General features: G+C 69.6%; 9 protein-coding genes. 7 read left to right on the top strand and 2 right to left on the bottom strand.

Features of this window, described 5'->3' with window-relative positions:
* Positions 1-8: 8 nt before the first annotated feature.
* On the bottom strand, positions 9-1,331 hold the full coding sequence (locus ACFW48_RS05480) for an ROK family protein (RefSeq protein ID WP_386310691.1): 1,323 nt from the start codon (positions 1,329-1,331) through the stop codon (positions 9-11).
* Between the two features lie 182 nt (positions 1,332-1,513).
* On the opposite strand from ACFW48_RS05480, the gene ACFW48_RS05475 reads away from it, so the two are divergent.
* Genes ACFW48_RS05475 through ACFW48_RS05460 form a run of 4 tightly spaced genes read left to right on the top strand, consistent with a single transcriptional unit; the run spans position 1,514 to position 6,120 of the window.
* Positions 1,514-2,830, top strand: coding sequence for an ABC transporter substrate-binding protein (locus tag ACFW48_RS05475; protein ID WP_386310689.1), 1,317 nt, complete (start codon positions 1,514-1,516; stop codon positions 2,828-2,830).
* A 14-nt stretch (positions 2,831-2,844) separates the two neighbouring features.
* The gene (locus ACFW48_RS05470; protein ID WP_386310687.1) at positions 2,845-3,840 is read left to right on the top strand and encodes a carbohydrate ABC transporter permease; all 996 of its coding nucleotides are present in this window, start codon (positions 2,845-2,847) and stop codon (positions 3,838-3,840) included.
* A gap of 28 nt (positions 3,841-3,868) precedes the next feature.
* Complete coding sequence (locus tag ACFW48_RS05465) at positions 3,869-4,708, top strand: carbohydrate ABC transporter permease (protein WP_386311114.1); 840 nt, start codon at positions 3,869-3,871, stop codon at positions 4,706-4,708.
* 56 nt (positions 4,709-4,764) lie between these two features.
* Positions 4,765-6,120, top strand: a complete 1,356-nt coding sequence (locus ACFW48_RS05460) for a GH1 family beta-glucosidase (protein WP_386310685.1) — start codon at positions 4,765-4,767, stop codon at positions 6,118-6,120.
* A 31-nt stretch (positions 6,121-6,151) separates the two neighbouring features.
* On the opposite strand, the gene ACFW48_RS05455 is transcribed toward ACFW48_RS05460, so the two are convergent.
* The gene (locus tag ACFW48_RS05455; RefSeq protein WP_386310683.1) at positions 6,152-7,171 is read right to left on the bottom strand and encodes a LacI family DNA-binding transcriptional regulator; all 1,020 of its coding nucleotides are present in this window, start codon (positions 7,169-7,171) and stop codon (positions 6,152-6,154) included.
* A gap of 337 nt (positions 7,172-7,508) precedes the next feature.
* Here ACFW48_RS05455 and ACFW48_RS05450 point away from each other — a divergent pair, with 337 nt between their 5' ends.
* The 3 genes from ACFW48_RS05450 (at position 7,509) to ACFW48_RS05440 (ending at position 18,146) form a co-directional block, all read left to right on the top strand.
* Positions 7,509-11,060, top strand: coding sequence for a LamG domain-containing protein (locus ACFW48_RS05450; protein ID WP_386311112.1), 3,552 nt, complete (start codon positions 7,509-7,511; stop codon positions 11,058-11,060).
* Between the two features lie 182 nt (positions 11,061-11,242).
* Positions 11,243-17,767 carry an RHS repeat-associated core domain-containing protein gene (locus ACFW48_RS05445; RefSeq protein ID WP_386310681.1) on the top strand — a complete coding sequence of 2,175 codons (6,525 nt, stop codon included), beginning with the start codon at positions 11,243-11,245 and terminating at the stop codon, positions 17,765-17,767.
* 19 nt (positions 17,768-17,786) lie between these two features.
* Positions 17,787-18,146: a hypothetical protein gene (locus tag ACFW48_RS05440; RefSeq protein ID WP_210959326.1), complete on the top strand. Its 360-nt coding sequence runs from the start codon at positions 17,787-17,789 to the stop codon at positions 18,144-18,146.
* Positions 18,147-18,284: the final 138 nt, after the last annotated feature.

The following is an 18,284-nucleotide window of genomic DNA, read 5'->3' as shown; positions in this document are numbered from 1 at the left end:
CGCTCCGCTCACCGCACCGAGCGCTCCCGCAGGGCCGTCCGCCACGCCGGATCCGGTTCCACCGGTTCGGCTTCCTCCGGCCGGCCGCCACGAGCGAAGAAGTCGGCGAGCGGCAGGATCGCGGCCCCTACGGTGACGGCGTCCGGTCCCAGGGTGCCGAGGTCGATGCGGACGCGGGCGGCCGGGTAGGTCAGGGCGTAGGCGGTGGCGTGGGCCGTCACCGAGTCCAGGAAGCGCCGGCCCAGTTGCAGTCCGGCCCAGCCGCCGACCAGGATGCGTTCGGGCTGGAAGAGGTTGATCAGGTCGGAGAACCCCGCGCCGAGGTACTCGGCGGTCTCCTCCAGAACGGCCAGCGCGGTGGCATCGGGTTCCGGGGCGGTCCCCGAGGCGTCCGCGTCCGGGTACGCGGCCGCGAGCATCGCGGTGAGCGCGGTCTCCTCGTCCGCGCCCACGGGCGGCCGCCCGCCCGCCTCCGCCCAGCGCTGGAGCAGGGCCTCCGCGCCCGCGTACGCCTCCAGGCAGCCCTGCGCGCCGCAGCGGCACCGGCGCCCACGCACCCGTACCGTCAGGTGCCCCCACTCCACGGCCCGGCCCGGTCGCATGTCGTCCCCGACGACGCAGGCGCCGACACCGGAGCCGAAGAGCACGACCGCCGCGCTCTGCGCGCCCCGGCCGGCGCCGAACCACATCTCCGCCTGGCCCAGCGTCTTGGCCCCGTTGTCGATGTAGTAGGGCACCGTCTCGGGCAGGATCCGGGACTCGCGCAGCAACCGCTCCAGCGGAACGGCGTCCCAGCCGATCGTCTGGCCGTGCACGACCGCACCGTCCTCGGCGGTCCTGGCGACGATGCCCGGCACGCCGATCCCGACGCCGAGCAGCCGCTGCGCCGCGATGCCGGCCTCGTCCAGCACCTCGGGGATGCCCTCGCGCAGATGCGTCATGACGACGCCGACGTCGTAGCGGTCGATGCGGCGCGGTCCCTCCGCCTCCAGCGGTCTCTCGACCCGGGCCAGCTCGGTGAGGGCGAGGTCGAAGAGTTCGATCCGCACCCGGGTCTCGCCGATGTCGACGCCGATCATGTAGGCGCTCCGCGCGCTGACGCGCAGCAGCGTGCGGGGGCGGCCGCCGGCGGAGTCGACGCTTCCGGCCTCCTCCACCAGTCCTTCGGCGACCAGCTCGGAGACCACGTTGCTGACCGAGCCGGAACTCAGTCCGGTGACCGGCCCCAGCGAGAACCTGCTGAGCGGTCCGTCGAAGTACAACCGTTGCAATACCGCGGTGCGATTCTGCCGCCGCAGGTCACGCACCGTACGCCCGTTGCGCACCTTCACCCTCGCCCCCTCGTTCCGAAATCCTCACCGCAACTTACATGTGGCCGGGCCCTTGACGCGACCTTCACTTGAGGTTTAAGTCACATCCTAAATTAAGCCGTGGGGGGCTTCAGGGAACGCGGGGCGTTGCTCCGGCCCCCTCCGCGGGCGACCCCGTCACCTCCCGGAAGGCCTCTGGAGTCATGCGCAGAATCAGAGCCGCAGCCGTCGGCGCCGTCACCCTCTCGTTCGCCCTCACCGTGGCTGCCTGCGGCGGGGGATCGTCCGGCACGGAGGGTTCCAACGAGCAGCCGAAGACCCTCACCTACTGGGCCTCAAACCAGGGCGCGAACCTGGAGGTCGACAAGAAGGTCCTCCAGCCGGAACTCGACAAGTTCGAGAAGGAGACCGGCATCGAGGTGAAGCTGGAGGTCGTGCCCTGGGCGGACCTCCTCAACCGCATCCTCACCGCCACCACCTCGGGCCAGGGCCCCGACGTCCTGAACATCGGCAACACCTGGAGCGCGTCGCTGCAGTCCAGCGGCGCCCTCCTGCCCTGGGACGCGAAGAACTTCGAGGCCATCGGCGGCAAGGACCGCTTCGTGGAGTCCGCGCTCGGCTCCACCGGCGTACAGGGGCAGGACCCGGCCGCCGTACCGCTGTACTCCATGGCCTACGCGCTCTACTACAACAAGAAGATGTTCGCCGACGCGGGCATCGAGCAGCCGCCGGCGACCTGGGAGGAGCTGGCCGAGACCGGCAGGAAGCTCTCCAGGAACGGCAAGTGGGGGCTCGGCGCGGAGGGTTCGAACCTCTCCAACAACATCCACCAGGTCTTCGTCCTGGCCAAGCAGCACGGCGCGGACTTCTTCACCCCCGAAGGCAAGGCCGACTTCACCTCCGACGGCGCCGTCGCGGCGGTGAAGCAGTACGTCGACCTGATGGCCAAGGACAAGATCGTCGCGCCCGGCAACGCCGAGTACGCCCAGAACCAGTCCCTGAGCGACTTCGCCAAGGACAAGACGGCCATGGTGCTGTGGCAGACCGCCTCGGCCACCTTCGAGTCGCAGGGCATGAACGAGGACGAGTGGGGCGTCGCGCCCGCTCCCGTGCAGTCCGGCGAGCCCGGCCCGGGCAAGGCCACCAACTCCATGGTCGCCGGCATCAACATGGCCGTCTTCAAGAACACCAAGAACATCGACGGCGCCAAGAAGTTCGTGAAGTTCATGACCAGCGACGAGGAGCAGGTCGTCCTCAACAAGGCCTACGGCTCCATCCCGCCGGTCAAGGCCGCCCAGCAGGACCCGGCCTTCGACACCCCGTCCCTCACCGTGCTCCGGGAGACCCTCGCGACCAGTGCCACCGCACTGCCGCAGGTCCCCGAGGAGTCGCAGTTCGAGACCGTCGTCGGCACCGCCGTCAAGGAACTCTTCGCCGACGCCGCCGCCGGCCGTGCGGTGACCGACGAGTCGGTGCGGGCGGGGCTCGAAAAGGCCCAGCAGCAGATGCCCGAGAAGTGAGCACGGACACCGCCATGACTACCACCGCTGCCCTCGACGCAGGCGAGCGGACGGCACGCAAGAACGCCCCCGGAGCGGCGCCGCGCAAGCGTCGCTCCGGGCGGCTGCGCCGCATCGCCCTGCCGTACCTGCTGCTGTTCCCCGCGATCCTCCTCGAACTGCTGGTCCACCTGGTGCCGATGGTGATCGGCATCGTCGTCAGCTTCAAGGAGCTGACCCAGTTCCACATCCGCGACTGGGGTACCGCGCCCTGGGCCGGCTTCGACAACTACGCGCTGTCGCTCGACTTCGACGCCCCCGTGGGCGAGGCGCTGCTGAAGTCGTTCTTCACCACCTGCCTGTTCACCGTGGTCTCCGTCGGCCTGTGCTGGATGCTCGGCGTGGCCGCCGCGGTCTTCATGCAGGAGTCGTTCCGCGGCCGGGGCTTCCTGCGCACGATCTTCCTCGTCCCGTACGCGCTGCCCGTCTACGCCGCCGTCATCACCTGGTCGTTCATGTTCCAGCGGGACAACGGGCTGGTGAACCACGTGCTGCACGACCAGCTAGGGCTCACCGCCAGTCCCCCGTTCTGGCTGATCGGCGACAACAGCTTCATCGCGCTGCTCGTCGTCTCGGTGTGGAAGGGCTGGCCCTTCGCCTTCCTCATCATCATGGCCGGACTGCAGAACATCCCGAGGGACGTCTACGAGGCCGCCGCCCTGGACGGCGCGGGCGTCTGGCAGCAGGTCCGCCGCATCACCCTGCCGGCGCTGCGCCCCGTCAACCAGGTCCTCGTCCTGGTGCTGTTCCTGTGGACGTTCAACGACTTCAACACGCCCTTCGTCCTGTTCGGCAAGGCCGCGCCGGAAGCCGCGGACCTGATCTCCATCCACATCTACCAGTCCTCTTTCCAGACCTGGAACTTCGGGACGGGCTCCGCGATGTCGGTCCTGCTGCTCCTGTTCCTGCTCGTGGTGACGGGCGTCTACCTCTGGCTCACCTCCCGAGGAAGGAAGGCCACCGATGCCTAGCCCCACCGTCCGGCGCCCCCGCTCCCCGATGGCCGCCCCGCGGTCCTTCCTGTGGAGCCGCCGGGTCTTCCTGAGCCTCCTCACCGTCTTCGTCCTGCTGCCGGTCTACGTGATGATCTCCAGCTCGCTGAAGCCGCTGGAGGACGTGTCGGGCGAGTTCGAGTGGATCCCCTCGGGTCTCACCGTCCGCCCGTACTTCGACATCTGGGAAACGGTCCCGCTCGCCGACTACTTCGTGAACTCGCTGATCGTGGCGGGCGCGGCGACCCTCTGCTCCGTCACCATCGCCGTGTTCGCGGCCTACGCGGTCAGCCGGTACTCCTTCCGCGGCAAGCGCGTCTTCACGGTGACCGTGCTGTCGACCCAGATGTTCCCCGGCATCCTGTTCCTGCTGCCGCTGTTCCTCATCTACGTCAACATCGGCAACGCCACCGGGATCGCCCTGTTCGGCTCCCGCGGCGGCCTGATCCTCACCTACCTCACCTTCTCGCTGCCGTTCTCCATCTGGATGCTGATCGGCTACTTCGACTCCGTGCCCAGGGACCTCGACGAGGCGGCCAAGGTGGACGGCTGCGGACCGCTCGGCGCCCTCTTCCGGGTGATCGTGCCCGCCGCGATCCCCGGCATCGTCGCCGTCGCCGTCTACGCGTTCATGACCGCCTGGGGCGAAGTGCTCTTCGCCTCGGTCATGACCAACGAGGCCACCCGCACCCTCGCGGTCGGCCTCCAGGGCTACGCCACCCAGAACGACGTGTACTGGAACCAGGTCATGGCCGCCTCACTCGTCGTCAGCCTCCCCGTCGTCGCCGGCTTCCTGCTGCTCCAGCGCTACCTCGTCACCGGCCTCACCGCCGGCGCCGTCAAATAACCGCCCGAACTCCGGCCCCTGCCCCACTCCGCCCGACCAACCCAGAGAGGCCCTCTGTGTCCGAATCGCTCGACCTCGCCGCCTTCCCCGCCGACTTCACCTGGGGCACGGCCACCTCCGCCTACCAGATCGAGGGCGCCGCCGCCGAGGACGGCCGGGCACCGTCGATCTGGGACACCTTCTCCCACACCCCCGGGAGGATCGACAACGACGACCACGGCGACGTGGCCTGCGACCACTACCACCGGTGGCCCGAGGACATCGCCCTGATGAAGCGGCTCGGTGCCGACGCCTACCGCCTGTCCATCGCCTGGCCCCGTGTCATGCCCGGCGGCGACGGACCGGTCAACGCGGCCGGACTCGACTTCTACGACCGGCTCGTCGACGGCCTCCTCGACGCGGGGATCACCCCCAACATCACCCTCTACCACTGGGACCTTCCCCAGGCGCTCCAGGACCGCGGGGGCTGGACCGTGCGCGAGACCGCGGAACACCTCGCCGACTACGCCTCGGTCGTGGCCGGCCGCCTCGGCGACCGCGTCACCCAGTGGGCCACTCTGAACGAACCCCTGTGCTCCGGCTGGATCGGCCACCTGGAGGGCCGGATGGCACCCGGCCTGACCGACCTGACCGCCGCCGTACGCGCCTCGTACCACCTTCTCCTCGCGCACGGCCTCGCCACTCGGGCGGTGCGCGCGGCGGCACCGGGCGCGCAGGTCGGCCTCGTCACCAACCACTCCACCGTCGAGGCCGCCTCGACCCGCCCGGAGGACATCGCGGCGGCCACCCGCATGGACGGCCACACCAACCGCTGGTGGCTCGACCCGGTCCACGGCCGCGGCTTCCCCACCGACATGCGCGAGCTGTACGGCGTGGACCTGCCGGAGCGCCCCGGCGACCTGGACACGATCGCCGCGCCCCTCGACTGGCACGGCCTCAACTACTACTTCCCGGCGACCGTCACCGACGACCCCCAGGGCCCTGTCCCCCACGCCCGTGAGGTCCGGCTGCCCGACGTACCGCGCACCGGCATGGACTGGCAGATCGACGCCGGCGGCCTGGAGGCCCTGCTGCTGCGCCTGACCGACGAGTACGGAGTCCGCAAGCTGTACGTCACCGAGAACGGCTCCGCGTTCCCGGACACGATCTCGCCCGACGGCGCCGTCCACGACCCCGACCGGGCCGGCTACCTGGAGCAGCACGTGAGCGCCTGCGCCCGGGCGGTCCGCAAGGGCGCACCGCTGGCCGGTTATTACGCCTGGTCCCTGCTCGACAACTTCGAGTGGGCCTACGGCTACGACAAGCGCTTCGGCCTCGTCCACGTCGACTACGCGACGCAGGCCCGGACCGTCAAGACGAGCGGCCTGCGGTACGCGGAGATCATCCGGGCCCACCGGGAGTCCCGCGCCTGACCACGCCGACGGCCCGCGCCCCGTCGCCGGGTCAGGCGGACTCGCGTACGACCAGTTCCGGTTCGAAGACGAGGGTACGAGGTTCGGTACGGATGCCCTGGACCTGCTCGTCCAGCATCCTGGCCATGGCCGCCGCCATGTCCTCCACCGGCTGGCGCACGGTGGTCAGCGGTGGCCTGCACGTCACGGCGATGCTCGAGTCGTCGAACCCGACGACGGCGACGTCCTCCGGTATGCGCCTGCCCAGTTCCCGCACGACTTGGCAGGCGCCCTGGGCCATCAGATCGTTGGCCGCGAACACGCCGTCCACGGCGGGGTGGTCCCGCAGCAGCGCGGCCATGGCCACCGCCCCGCTGTCCCACGTGAAGACACCCTCCGCCGCGGGAGGGCGGTCATGCCCGGCACGAGCCAGGGCGGCGTGGAAACCGGCGAGGCGCTCCCGGCCGGCCCGCAGATCCGGCGGAGCGCTGATCACCGCGATACGGCGGCAGCCGCGGGCCAGGAGGTGTTCCCCGGCCAGGCGTCCCCCCGCACGGTGGTCCAGATCGACGCAACTGACCGGTGTCGCCCGGGTGGGACGTGCGAACAGCACCGTGGGGACGCGGGCGGAGAGGAGCATGTCCGGCAGCGGGTCGTCCGGTTGCACGGAGACCACCAGCGCGCCGTCCGCACTCCCCTGCCGCACGTAGTCGACCACCTGCGTCCTGGCCGCCTCCGACTCGGCGAACAGCAGCACCGGTTGCGTCATGCGCGCACGGAGATACCCCACGACGCCGTTGACGACACGGCCGAAGAACGGGTCGGCGAACACGCGGCCCGCGAAGGCGTCGCCGGCACCGGAGACGATGAGGGCCACCGTCCCGGTACGTCGGGTGACCAACGCCCTCGCCGCGCGGTTCGGCGTGTAGCCCGTCCGTTCGATCGCGCTGCGGACCAGGTCCTGGATGCTGGGATCGACGTTGCGCACGCCGTTCACGACCCGCGACACGGTGGCGCGGGAGACCCCCGCCTCCCGCGCGACATCCTCCAGCGTCGGGGCCTGCCTGCTCATGAGGGGAACTCTAACGCCGGGCAGGCCGCCGGCTCGCGGGAGCCGGATGGTGCGCCCCCGAGAACGGCACGAGCTTGACCGGCGTGCGGGAACTCTATTTACTACCCCAGCACATCTGAAGATCATGTGAACATGGGTGGGGAAAGTGCTTATACGCAGGCACGATGCGTTCATCAGGCGAAGACGCCGCGGACCGGGGGGAGCCGCCGCCATCACGGCGCTGGCGTTGCTCGCCTCGCTGCCCGCGCTCGGAGGGACGGCGGCGGCCGCGGCTCAGGTGGCCCCGCAGTCCACCAAGGGCCCGGCGAGGACGCACGAGGCGGCGACGGCCCGCGCGATGGCGACGGGCGAGCCGGTGGAGGTGACCGGTGAGCGCACCGAGTACTCCACGACCATGGCCGATCCGGACGGGACGTACAGCTTCACGCAGTCCGCGGTGCCTCAGCGCGTCAAGGGGGAGGACGGCGGCTGGCACCCGGTGGACGCGACGCTCGAGAAGCGCGGCGACGGGACGGTAGGCCCCAGGTCGGCCGTGGTCGACCTGTCGTTCTCCGGCGGCGGTGACGGGGCGAAGCTGATCGAACTCGGCAACGAGCAGGGCACCATGCGGCTCGGCTGGCCGGGCCGACTGCCCGAGCCGAGGCTGGACGGCGCGAAAGCGGTCTATCCGGAGGTCTTCGAGGGTGTCGACCTGGAGCTGACCGCGACGGCCGAGGGCTACCGCGAGGTCCTGGTCGTCAAGTCCAGCGAGGCCGCGGCCAATACCGCACTGGACCGGATCGAACTCACGGCCTCCTCGACCGGCCTGGAGATCGTGAACGGCGCGGGCGGCGGCCTGCGTGCGGTCGACGAGAACGGCAACACCGTCTTCAAGGGCCCGGCCGGGCAGATGTGGGACTCGGCCGGCCAAACCGCGACGCCGCAGGCGACAAGCCGTATCGCCCTGGCCGCTGTGGAGGAGCCGGACCCGGTCGAGGAGGGCACCCAGCCCCGCGCCGGTGACGCCAGTGCCGTCATGCCGGTACACGTGGACGGCGAGTCGGTGTCCGTGAAACCGGACCTGGAGCTGCTGCGCGGCGAGGACACGGTCTATCCCGTCCGTATCGACCCGTCGGTGGGCCTCGGGGTGTCCGAGCGGACCGTGCTGTCCTCCGACGGCGACAAGTTCTGGCAGTTCAACGGCGATTACGGAGTCGGGCGCTGCAGTGTCTCCGGTCCGTACTACTGCGGCAGCAACTACACCAACCGCATGTACTTCGAGTTCTCGCCGTCGAAGCTCGCCGGCAAGTACATCCTCGACGCCACCTTCCGCGCGTACAACACCTGGTCGTTCTCGTGCAACGCCAAGTGGGTCGACCTGGAGCGCACCAACAACATCTCCGAGGGCACCCGCTGGCCGGGCCCGACGCAGCTCGACCAGATGGGCGACCGCTACGTCTCCAACGGCCGCGGCACCAACTGCAGCCCCGATCAGCCGGACGCCTGGGTCGAGTTCAACGACAACCCGGAGGAGGGCGACGAGAACCTCGCCTCCACGGTGCGGAAGTTCGCCGACGGCAAGATCTCGCGGCTGACCCTGATGCTGCGCGCCAAGGACGAGAGCGACCCGGAGGCCTGGAAGCGGTTCGACGACAACGCCGAGCTCAAGGTCAACTACGCGTACAAACCGGGCGTGCCCACCAGCGTGGGCGTGATCCCGGGCGACGGCACCACCGCGTACTGCAACAAATCGTCCTCGGACCCGCTGATCGTCACCCGGGTCGATCCGACGGTGCAGGCGGCCGTGCAGACCCTGGTCGAGCACCACGCGGGTGACGAAGAGGGATCGCTCCAGGCCGAGTTCGTCGTGGAGCGGGGTGACGACGCGGCCTGGCACCAGGTGTGGACGGGCTACCGGCCCAGCTCCGGCTGGGACCCGGACGGCACCATCGAGCGGATGCGCACCTCCAACCGTGCGGACGGCGGTCTGTACCGGCTCAAGTCACGTACGCAGTCGCACTGGTCGTACAGCGGGAAGTCCGGCGATCTGTTCTCGTCGTATTCCTCGTGGTGCTACTTCAAGATCGACTCGACGGCCCCCAAGGCCCCGGTGATCACCGCGGGTTCGCCGTACACCGAGTGCACCGCCAACCTCTGCGAGGGCAAGGGCGGTCCGGGCGTACCCGGCAGCTTCACCTTCAAGCCGAACGCGCTCGACAAGGACATCGCCGGCTACCGATGGCGGCTGCTGACCACCTCGGCCAAGGAGACCAGGACGGTCACGGGGTCCACGGTCACGGTGCCGAACGTGACGCCTTCTCTGGCCGGCTCACAGGTGCTGTCCGTGGAGGCGAAGGACGTACGCAACCGCTGGGGCACGCCGGCCGAGTTCACCTTCAAGGTCTCCCCCGCGGCCGGCCCCGTCGGCACGTGGCACTTCGACGACGGGACACCCGGATCGGACGTGACCGTCGCCAAGGACACCGCCACGGAGGGCACCCGTCATGACGCCACGCTTCGGGAGGTGAGTACACGGGTGGGCTGGTCCACGCTCGGCCGACGCGGTGACACGGACTACTCCCTGTGGCTCAACGACGGTGCCGACCAGACACGCGTCGGTTACGCCTCCACGGCGTCCCCGGCGGTGAACACCAAGGACTCGTTCACCATCTCGGCCTGGGCCTATCTGACGGACACCTCGTCCACCAAGGTGGTGCTCGCGGCGCCCGGCGCCAACGCATCCGCGTTCACGCTGTACTACTCGGCGTCGTACAAGAAGTGGGTGTTCAACCGCACCGCCACCGACACGAAGACCGGTCCGGTGTATCTGCGCTCGCTGTCCGAGACCGGTGAGCCGCCACTGAAGGTGTGGACGCATCTGGCCGGCGTCTTCGACACGCAGGGCGACACGGACAAGACGAACGACACCATCCAGCTGTTCGTCAACGGCCGCCCGCAAGGCCGACCGGTCGTACTCAACACGGTGTCGAGCGCGTACACGCCGTGGGTGTCCTCGGGTGGTCTGCAGTTCGGCCGCTCGCTGGTCGGCGGCGCCTGGGGCGAGAACTTCCGCGGCCGGCTCGACGAGGTCTCCGTCTGGCAGCGCCCCCTGACCCGCGACGAGGTCGCCCAGGAGGCACAGCTGCTGGAGAACAGCGTCCCGGCCAATGAGCTGGTCGCCCACTGGGACGCCGCGTCGTCCACGGGCACGGAACTCAAGGAGCTCTCGTCGTATCCCGCGCCGGCGCTGAAGCTCTCGGCGGCGGGTGCCGCGCTCGACACGCAGAACGGTCTCGTCGTGGACGGCGCCGCCGGATACGCCTCCGCGACCGGCCCGGTGACCGATGAGTCGGGTTCGTTCACGGCCACGGCCCGGGTGCAACTGGACTCCGCGAAGCTCGCGGCGAAGCCGGTGGGGTACGAGGCGCAGGTCGCCGGCCAGCAGGCGTCGACCGGTGAGTCGTCGTGGGCGCTGTCGGTGGTCAAGCCGGCCGACGGCGTCTACCAGTGGAAGTTCACCCGCACCGCCGTCGGCACCGACGGCAAGGTCACGCAGAGCGCCCAGGTGCCCGGCGGCGACATCGCCGAGACCGACACCTGGGTCCAGGTCACCGGCGTCTTCGACGCGCAGGAGGCCTGGGAGTGGTCCGACCCGGACGATCCTGCCAAGTCGGAGACGCGCTACGGCAAACTCCACCTGTACGTGGGCCAGTTCGACCAGCCCGCCGAGGGTGACGCCGGGTTCACCGCCGCCCAGCAGGGGGCCGGTGCGCTGGCCGTGGGCCGTGGCTCCAAGGGCGGCACCACCTCGCGCTATCTGCCCGGCGCCCTGGAAGAGCTGCGGATCTGGACGGGCGCGATGAGCGCCGACCAGGTCGCCTCGCAGGTGATCGGCACCGAGGTGCTCTAGCAACATCGGCGGGCCGGGCCGGGGCGTCGTCGCCCCGGCCCGGCCCGGCGCTACCCGCACGCGGGCCCCCACGACGTATGCCTGCCGCGGGCCGACCTCCCCCACACCACCTTGACCTCCGCCGTGCACGGCGGGGTCGCAGCATGCCCGGCCGACGGTCCGGGCGCAGAAGGAACACCTTCATGAATCCCTTGGGGAAATACCGGCTGCTCAGAAGCAGCCGGCCCGATGAGCCCGGGAGTGGCCGCTGGGTGCGGCGGATCTCTCTGGGCGTGGGCCTGGCCATGCTCCCGGGCCTGCTGTCACCGACCGCTTTCGCGGCGGACAAACCCGATCCGCTGGGCCGCCCCGATCTGAAGGACGCACGCTCGGCCGAGGTCTCGCCGCTCACCGCTGAGGCCAACGCGAAGGCCGCGCGCGCCGTGTCGGACGGTGCGAAGGCCGACGCGGCCGCCGCGAAGCGCGCCCGCACCGATCAGGACCGGTCGGTCACCTGGCCCGACAAGGGCACGGCGAAGCTGACTCAGGACGATCCTGCTGCCGAGCCCGGCAGGCTGCCGGTCAGACTCAACCAGCCCGCCGGCCGGAAGCGCGCCGCCTCCGAGGTCGAGGTCAACGTCCTCGACCAGAAGACCGCCTCCTCCCTCGGCGTCAAGGGCATCGCCCTGGCCGTCACCGGACCGAAGGGCGGCGGCACGGCGGAACTGACTCTGGACTATTCGGCGTTCGCGTCCGCCTATGGCGCCGACTGGGCCGGCCGGCTCCAGCTCCAGGAGCTGCCGGGCTGTGCGCTCGACGACCCGTCGAGGGCCAAGTGCCGTACGCGTACGCCTCTGGAGTCCACGAACAAGCGGGCCGCGAACGAGCTGAGCGCCCCGCTCAGCTTCGCGCCGGCCAGGAGCGCCGGCGGCCGGACCATGGTTCTCGCGCTGGCCGCAGGCTCGCAGTCCGGCGCGGGCGACCTCGGTGCCACGCCCCTCGCGGCCTCCTCCACGTGGGAGGCCGGCGGTTCCTCCGGCACTTTCACCTGGACGTATCCGCTCCGTACGCCGCCGGCCGCGGCGGGCCCGCAACCGGAGCTGGAGATCTCCTACGACTCCGGCAGCGTCGACGGCCGTACCGCGACGACCAACAACCAGGGCACGGCGCTCGGCGAGGGCTTCGACATCACCTCGTCGTACATCGAGCGGCAGTACGGCTCGTGCGACGAGGACGGCCAGGACGAGAAGTACGACCTGTGCTGGAAATACGAGAACGCCTCCATCGTCCTGAACGGCCAGTCCACCGAACTGGTCAAGGACGACACCAGCGGCGAGTGGCGCCTGAAGAACGACGACGCGTCCAAGGTCGTACGGCACACGGGCGCCGACAACGGTGACGACAACGGGGAGTACTGGACCCTCACCACGGGCGACGGCACCGTCTACACCTTCGGCCTGAACAAGCTCGCGGGGGCGGGCACCGACGACCGCACCAAGTCGGTGTGGACCGTGCCGGTGTTCGGTGACGACGAGGGGGAGCCGGGCTACGCGGACGGCACCAGCTTCTCGGGCCGCGCCAAGAAGCAGGCCTGGCGCTGGAACCTCGACCTGGTCGAGGACACCCACGGCAACGCGTCCACGTACTGGTACGAGGACGAGGTCAACCACTACGACAAGCTCGGCGACGACACCACCGGCACCGCGTACACGCGCGGCGGCTACCTCGAGGAGATCCGCTACGGCCAGCGCGCCGGCGCCCTGTTCTCCGCCACCCCCGCCGCCTCCAACAAGGTGGTCTTCGCCTACGCCGAGCGCTGTCTGGCCACCGGCACCGGCTGTGACGCGCTGACCGAGGACAAGCGGGACAACTGGCCCGACGTGCCCTACGACGCCCTCTGCAAGGAAGGCGACAAGTGCACCGGCAACGTGGGCCCTTCGTTCTTCACGCGCAAGCGGATGACGGGCGTGACCACGTATGCGTGGGACGCGGCGGCCACCACACCCGCGTACGCGACGATCGACAACTGGTCGTTCAAGCAGTTGTACCTTGACCCGGGCGACACGGGTGACTCCACCGACCAGTCGCTGTGGCTGGACGAGATCAAGCGCACCGGCAAGCGCGGCGCCGATCTCGCCATGGATCCGGTGAAGTTCACGCATGTCTTCCTGCCGAACCGGGTCGACGGCGCGTCCGACGACATCCTCTCCTTCGAGCGGCCCCGGCTGAAGACCATCACCTCCGAAGCGGGCGCGCAGACGATCGTCTCCTACATGGCGGCCGACTGCGTCAGCGGGCAGACCATGCCCAAGGTCGACGAGAACACCCGGCGCTGCTACCCGGTGAAGTGGTCGCCCAACGGCGAGCAGGAGCCGATCCTCGACTGGTTCCAGAAGTACCCGGTCAGCGCGGTCTCCACGACCGACCCGTTCGGCGGCGCCGAGGCGGTCCAGCACAGCTACCAGTACGCGGGCGGCGGTGCCTGGCACTACAACGACGATCCGCTGACCCCGGCCAAGGAGCGCACCTGGTCGCTCTGGCGTGGCTTCGAGAAGGTCACGCACCTCACGGGCGCGAGCAACACCACGCAGAACAAGACCGCCACCGTCTACATGCGCGGTATGAACGGCGACCGCGTCCTGGGCGCCGACGGCAAGACGCCCGACCCGGACAAGCGCAAGACCGCCAAGGTGACCGGCATCAAGGCCGGTGAGATCACCGACTCCGACCAGTACGCGGGTTTCGTACGCGAAACGGTCACGTACAACGGCACGGCGGAGGTGTCCGGCTCGATCGCCGACCCGTGGTCGAAGCGGACGGCGACCCAGCACAAGTCGTACGCGGACATCGAGGCGTATTACGTGCGCACCGGTGCCACGCACGAGCGCACCAACGTCACCTCCGGTGGCACGGCCAAGGACCGGGTCCGTACCACCGTCACCACGCACGACGGCTTCGGCATGCCCGAGACGGTCGAGGACCGCGGCGACGACGCGGTCGGCGGAGACGAGACCTGCACCCGCACGTGGTACGCGCGCAACGCGGACGAGGGCATCAGCTCCCTCGTCTCGCGCACCCGCAAGGTCGCGAAGCCGTGCTCGGTGGGCGATGCCTCGCTCGTCCTGCCGACGGATTCCGCCCGTCCCGGTGATGTCGTCGAGGACACCGCGATCGTCTACGACAACGACGCGGCGACCGGATGGAGCGCGACGCAGAAGCCCACGAAGGGCAATCCGTCGTGGACGGGCCGTGCGAAGGCGTACGCCGGTGGCGTCCCGGCCTGGCAGAAGGTCAGCAGCACAACCTTCGACACACTCGGGCGCGCGCTCACCGTCAAGAACACCAGCGGCACCGTCACCAGTTCCGTGACGTACACCCCGGCGGCGAGCGGCCCCCTGACCGCCACCGCCGCCGAGGACGCCAAGAAGTTCAAGACGACCACGACGGTGGACATCGGTACCGGCTCGGCCGTGAAGGTCACCGACCCCAACGGGAAGGTCACCGAGTCCGAGACCGACAGCCTCGGGCGGCTCACGAAGGTGTGGCTGCCCAACCGCTCCAAGGCGCTGGGCAAGACACCCAACCGCACCTACGCGTACAAGGTCACGAACTCGGCGCTGCCCTGGGTGGCCACCAGCACCCTCAAGGGCGACGGCTCCGGTTACAACACCTCGTACGAGATCTACGACTCGCTGCTGCGTCCGCGGCAGACGCAGTCGCCCACGCCGGTGGGCGGACGGCTGATCGGCCAGACCCTGTACGACTCGCGGGGCCTCGTGGTCACGCGGCAGGCGGACGTCTGGGACGAGAGCGCCGCTCCTTCCGGAACCGCCGTGCAGATCGACGGCGGGCAGGCGCCCAAGCAGGTCGACACCGAGTTCGACGGTGCGGGCAGGCCCACCAAGGAGACGACCAAGACCCACGGCACGGTCCGCTGGTCCACGCAGACCACTTACACCGGTGACACGGCGGCCACCACCGCGCCCAGCGGCGGACAGGCCACGGCCGTGGTGACGGACGCGCTGGGCCGGACGACCGAGCGCCGCGAGTACGGCGGCACGAAGCCGGAAGGCACCGGATTCACCAGCACGCGGTACACGTACACACCGGCCGGTCAGCAGAAGACCATCACCGGGCCGGACGAAGCCAAGTGGTCCTACGAGTACGACCTGTTCGGACGGCTCACCAAGGCCACCGACCCGGACGCCGGTACCACCCTCACCGGGTACGACTCCCTCGACCGGCTGACCAGTTCCACGGACGCCGAGGGCAGGAAGCTGCTCACCGACTACGACGTCCTGGACCGCCGTACCGGCATGTGGAAGACGGACAGGACCGATGCCAACAAGCTGGCCGCCTGGACCTTCGACACCCTCGCCAAGGGTCAGCAGGACACGGCGACCCGTTACGACGGCGGCCTGACCGGCAAGGCGTACACGGCGAAGGTCACCAGGTATTCGGCACAGTACGCGGTCGAGACCAGCCAGATGCTGCTCCCGGCCGATGACGAGCTGGTGAAGGCGGGCGTCCCGCAGACGCTCTCCTTCACCACCGGGTACCGCCTGGACGGCACCGTCTCGCAGGCCTCGCAGCCCGCGGTCGGCGGCCTCCCGGGCGAGACCGTCTCGTACACCTACAACGCGACCGGACAGCAGCTCACTTCGAAGGGTACGAGCGGCTATCTCCAGGGCGCGGCGTTCTCCCCGCAGGGTGATCTTCGCCAGCTCACGCTCGGCACGAACGGTGCGAGCTCCGCGAAGAAGGCGTATCTCAACTACGACTACGAAGCGGGCACCCGGCGCCTGGTGCGCTCCTACGTCACCGATGACGTGCACGGCTATATGCCGCAGGAGCTGAAGTTCACCCAGGACGACGCCGGCAATGTCACGTCGATCTTCGACGGCACCACGCAGGGCGGCACCGCCAAGCCCGACTACCAGTGCTTCGCCTACGACGGTCACAGCCGGCTGACCGAGGCCTGGACGCCGAGGACGGCTGACTGCTCGGCCGCCGGCCGTACGCGGACCAACATCGACGGCGCCGCGCCGTACTGGACCTCGTACACCTACAACGAGGCGGGCCAGCGCGAGACCGGGACCGAGCACAAGACCTCGGGCTCCGTCACGACCGACTACGCCTACGGCAACACACCCACGGGTCAGCCCCATCCGCTGACCAAGACCACGACCGGGAGCGTGAGCAGCAGCTACGAGTACGACAAGACCGGCAACACGACCAGGCGTCCCGGCCCGAAGGCTCAGCAGACCCTGGACTGGAACGCCGAGGGCAAGCTGCTCAGGACGACCGAGGGCACCGCGGAGACAAGCTATCTCTACGACGCCGACGGCGAGTTGCTCATCCGGCGGGCCAAGGGTGACGGCGACACGGTCCTCTACCTCGGCGGCACCGAGGTGCGCCTGACGGTCAAGGGAACGACGAAGACCCTCTCGGGTACGCGCTCCTACACCGCCAACGGTCAGAACATCGCGGTGCGCACCGCGGTGAGCGGCACCTCCGGCAGCAAGCTCAGCTTCCTCGCCGCCGACCACCACGGCACGTCCAGCGTCGCGCTCGACGCCACCACCTATGCGGTCACCAAGCGCTTCACCTCGCCCTTCGGCGAGAGCCGGGGTGCCGCGGTGTCGTCCTGGCCGGACGACAAGGGCTTCCTCGGCAAACCGGCCGACAAGGACACCGGACTGACGCACGTGGGGGCTCGCGAATACGACCCCGCAATCGGCCAGTTCCTGAGCGTCGACCCGGTCCTCAGCCTGGACGCGCATCAGTCCATGAACGGCTACGCCTACGCGGACAACTCGCCCGTCACCTTCAGCGACCCCACGGGGCTCAAGAAGAACGGCGGCCTCGGCGGCCTGCTCGGCCTCATCGGTGCCGCCATCGGCGGTGTGGTGGGGGCCGTGATCGCCACGGTCGGCGCCGTCCTCGGCAGCGGCATCCTGGGCGGCGGCGGAGGCGGCTGGGGCGGCTGGGGCGGCGGTGGTAGCGGCAACAGTGGCGGTGGCGGCACCGTCCAAGCCAGCAGCACCGGCACCACCAAGTGCTACTACGCGATGGGCATGAACCAGTGCACCACCACCGGCGCACCGGCCATGACCGACAACTCGGTGAACACCGGCAACAGCTGCAACGGCACAGGCTCCGGCTATCCCGTCTGCCCGGGCATGATGGGCGAGCAGGGCAACCCGGAACTGGTCAAGGAGCTGCTGCTCATCGGCTGCGGCTGGATCCCGATCCTCGGAACGGGCTGCGACGCGTACGACGTGAAGCGCTCGGCCGACGAGAAGGACGTGGCGGGCGCATCGCTCGGCATGGCGGGCTTCATCCCGTTCTTCGGCGACCTCGCGAAGTTCCCGAAGCAGCTGGAGCGGCTCGACGACGCCGTCAAGGCGGGTGAGAAGGCCAAGGACGCCTCCAAGATCACCCGTAGCCTGGACGACCCCGAGTCGTTGCGCGGTGCCACGGCGGATGAGCTCGACAAGCTGCTCAAGGGCAAGGACCGCAAGCCTTCGCACTCGGCGACCGGCGGCGGATTCATGATTAGGATCGACGGCGGCGCCATGGTCTTCGAGGCGGGCAACAACGCCAAGAAGGCAGACGGATCCTACGAAATGCACGACCCGCTCCACCGGGGCCCGTATGTCAAGATCCAGCAGGGCAAGAAGAAGCCCATCCGCATTCCGCTGGCCGGCAATCCGACCCTGGACTGAGTGTGGAGGGACGCAATCCGTGAAGGACCTGCAAGACGACGAGTACTGCCTCTTCATCAACGGAGGAGAGGGATCCGACCTCTGGGCCCTGCTGGCCGACTGGTCCGACAGCGAGGACGAGGAGGAGTGGAAGAAGCACATCCCGCGCTTCTCCCGCCTCATCCGCTGCTGGCAGCGCCTCGGTTTCATCAAGGTGTTCCAGTCCGACGAATGGCCCGCGCACCTCACCAGCGAAGCGGTGACCGGTCAGGCCCTGGACGACCTCCTCGCCGATCCAGCCAGCTGGGAGTACCAGGACCCCGACCGCTGGACCTGTGTCGGCTCGGGCGACCGGGACATCCACGAGCTGGAGGAAGGCATGTGCGACCAGGAGCGGTGAGCGCCGCGTCCTGAACCGCGGGCCCCGGCCGACCCCTGTCGGCCGGGGCCCGCGTACGTCCGGGGAAGCCCTCGGTCGGCCGGGACGTCGCCCACCGCGTTGCGGTACCAGCCAGTACTCCGGTCCACTCCGGTCCAA

The sequence above is a fragment of the Streptomyces sp. NPDC058812 genome, assembly GCF_042744565.1.
Classification (GTDB): domain Bacteria; phylum Actinomycetota; class Actinomycetes; order Streptomycetales; family Streptomycetaceae; genus Streptomyces; species Streptomyces thinghirensis.
Note: the sequence above shows the minus strand (reverse complement) of the source record. Positions and strands in the feature narration are given on the sequence as shown.

Excerpts from the sequence above, each read along its gene's own strand:
- ACFW48_RS05445 (WP_386310681.1), top strand. The coding sequence starts at position 11,243 with ATGAATCCCTTGGGGAAATACCGGCTGCTCAGAAGCAGCCGGCCCGAT.
- ACFW48_RS05470 (WP_386310687.1), top strand. The coding sequence starts at position 2,845 with ATGACTACCACCGCTGCCCTCGACGCAGGCGAGCGGACGGCACGCAAG.
- ACFW48_RS05475 (WP_386310689.1), top strand. The coding sequence starts at position 1,514 with ATGCGCAGAATCAGAGCCGCAGCCGTCGGCGCCGTCACCCTCTCGTTC.
- ACFW48_RS05450 (WP_386311112.1), top strand. The coding sequence starts at position 7,509 with ATGGCGACGGGCGAGCCGGTGGAGGTGACCGGTGAGCGCACCGAGTAC.
- ACFW48_RS05455 (WP_386310683.1), bottom strand. The coding sequence starts at position 7,171 with ATGAGCAGGCAGGCCCCGACGCTGGAGGATGTCGCGCGGGAGGCGGGG.
- ACFW48_RS05465 (WP_386311114.1), top strand. The coding sequence starts at position 3,869 with ATGGCCGCCCCGCGGTCCTTCCTGTGGAGCCGCCGGGTCTTCCTGAGC.